The sequence below is a fragment of the Pseudomonas sp. Irchel 3H7 genome, assembly GCF_900187605.1.
GTDB lineage: Bacteria > Pseudomonadota > Gammaproteobacteria > Pseudomonadales > Pseudomonadaceae > Aquipseudomonas.
On record NZ_FYEA01000030.1, the window covers coordinates 1 to 2516 of the forward strand.

A 2516-nucleotide genomic window follows, 5' to 3' on the forward strand; every position below is an offset into this window, starting at 1 on the left:
CCGGAGGAGCTGATCCTCGCGCTGGCCGGGGAAACAGCGCGCTTTTATCACTTTCGTGCAGGACGGCTGACGGCGATCAGCGATGGCTATGGCAACCGTCTGACGGTGCAGCGCGATCGCTCTGACCGGGTGCAGCGACTGGACAACGGCGCCGGGCGTTCGCTGCTGTTGCGCTATCACCGCGCGCAGTTGGTTGGTGTGGATTACCAGGTGTTTCGCGACGGTGCCTGGAGCACCGAACAGGCGCTGGTCAGTTACCGCTACGACGCCTATCAGCACCTGATCGAAGCGACCAACGCCGTCGGTGACAGTGAGCGTTACGACTACGACGACGCTCACGTGATCCTGCAACGGCAACTGGCGGGCGGGGCGAGTTTCTTCTGGGAGTGGGAGCGGTCGGGCAAGGCTGCGCGTTGCGTGCGCCACTGGGCGTCGTTCTCGCAGATGGACACGCGTTACGTCTGGAACGACGACGGCAGTGTCGCAGTGCATTACGTCGATGGCACCGAAGAGACTTACGTCCACGATGATCGTGCGCGGCTGGTGAGTAAAGTCTCAGCGGATGGTGGCAAGCAGCTCAAGGCGTACGACTCTTCGGGTCGCTTGATTTCCGAACAGGATGCCTTGGGTGCGGTCACCGAATACCGCTACGACGAGGTCGGACGGCTGGTGGCGCTGATTCCGCCGGCTGACGCGCCAACGTCCTACGAGTATCGCAATGGTTTCCTGCATAAACGCTCTCGCGGTGACGCGGTGTGGATCTACCGGCGCAATGCCGAGGGCGATGTCACCGAAGCGGTCGATCCCGATGGTCAGGTTACCCATTACTACTACGACACTCGTGGCCAGTTGCTGTCGATCCGTTACCCGGACAGCAGCCGCCATCGGCTGGTCTGGAATGCCCTCGGCCAACTCATTGAAGAGACCTTGCCCGACGGTGGCGTGCGGCGTTTTTCCTACGACGCACTGGGGCGACGGACCACAAGCGCCGACGAACACGGTGCGGTCACCCGTCAGCATTGGGATGCGGTTGGCCGACTGATCCAGACGACATCTCCTACCGGCAATACCCGTGCTTACAGCTACGGCGCCTACGGTCAGGTCACCGCCGAGCGCGATGAACTCGGGCGCATCACCCGCTACGAATACGACGACGACCTGCACCTGGTCTCGCGGCGGATCAACCCCGACGGCACGCGGGTGCAGTACCGCTACGACCATGCGCAACTGCTGCTCACCGAGATTGAAAACGAGTCCGGGGAAAAGTACCGGCTGGATTACACGCCGACCGGGCTGATTCGCCAGGAAAGTGGTTTTGACGGTCGGCGCACGGCGTACGCCTATGACCTCAACGGCCATCTGCTGGAAAAGACCGAGTTCGGTGATGACGGCTCTTGTTTGCTCACTGCTTATGAGCGCGATGCTGCCGGGCGTCTTCTGGCCAGAACCCTGCCCGACGGCATCAAGGTCACCTACCAATACGACCGCCTCGGCCGTTTGATTGGGGTCGACGACAGCCAGCAACACCCGCTGGCCTTCGAGTACGACCGCCAGGACCGCTTGATCACCGAGCATCAAGGCTGGGGCTCCCTGCGTTACCGCTACGATGCCTGCGGCCAGCTCAAGCGCATGCGCCTGCCGGACAACAGCGTGCTCGACTACCGCCACGCCAAGGGTGGCGCGCTGACCGACATCGACCTCAACGGCACGCCGCTGACCCGTCATGTCTATCAGTCCGGACGCGAACGGCAACGCCAGCAGGGTTTGCTGCTCAGCGAATATACCTACGACGATCAGGGACGATTACTCGCCCACGCCGTAGGCCATCAGCGTGATGCGCTGTACCGCCGCGATTATGCCTACAACGCCAACGGCAATCTCGCGCACATCGCCGACAGCCGCCACGGCCAGCGCACCTACGGCTACGACGCCCTCGACCGCCTCATCCGCGTACGCCACTCACGTGACGAACTGCCGGAAAGCTTCGCCCACGACCCGGCCGGCAACCTGCTGATGCAGGACCGCCCCGGCCCCAGCCAGATCAAAGGCAACCGCCTGCTGATGCAGGGCGACCGCCACTACGACTACGACGCCTTCGGCAACCTGATCCGCGAACGTCGCGGCCGCGCGCAGACTCTCGTCACTGAATACCGCTACGACAGCCAGCACCGCCTGATCGGCCTGACCCGCCCCGACGGCCAAACCGCCAGCTACCGCTACGACGCCTTCGGCCGGCGCATCAGTAAAACCGTCGGCGGCGAGACCACCGAGTTCTTCTGGCAGGGCGACCATCTCGTCGCCGAAAGCAGCGAAAACGAATACCGCAGCTACGTCTACGAACCCGGCACCTTCCGCCCGCTCGCCTTGCTCGACGGCAAAGGCCCGCAAAAAGCCTGCCCCTTCTACTACCAACTCGACCACCTCGGCACCCCGCAGGAACTCACCGACTACAGCGGCGACATCGTCTGGTCCGCGCAATACGACGCCTACGGCAAAATCGCCGCACTGACCTTGGC

Annotated in this window: 1 protein-coding gene; it reads left to right on the forward strand. The window is 63.3% G+C overall.

The features are described from left to right. A partial coding sequence (locus CKW38_RS29350; protein ID WP_141232696.1) for an RHS domain-containing protein occupies positions 1 to 2516 on the forward strand: 2516 nt, incomplete at both ends.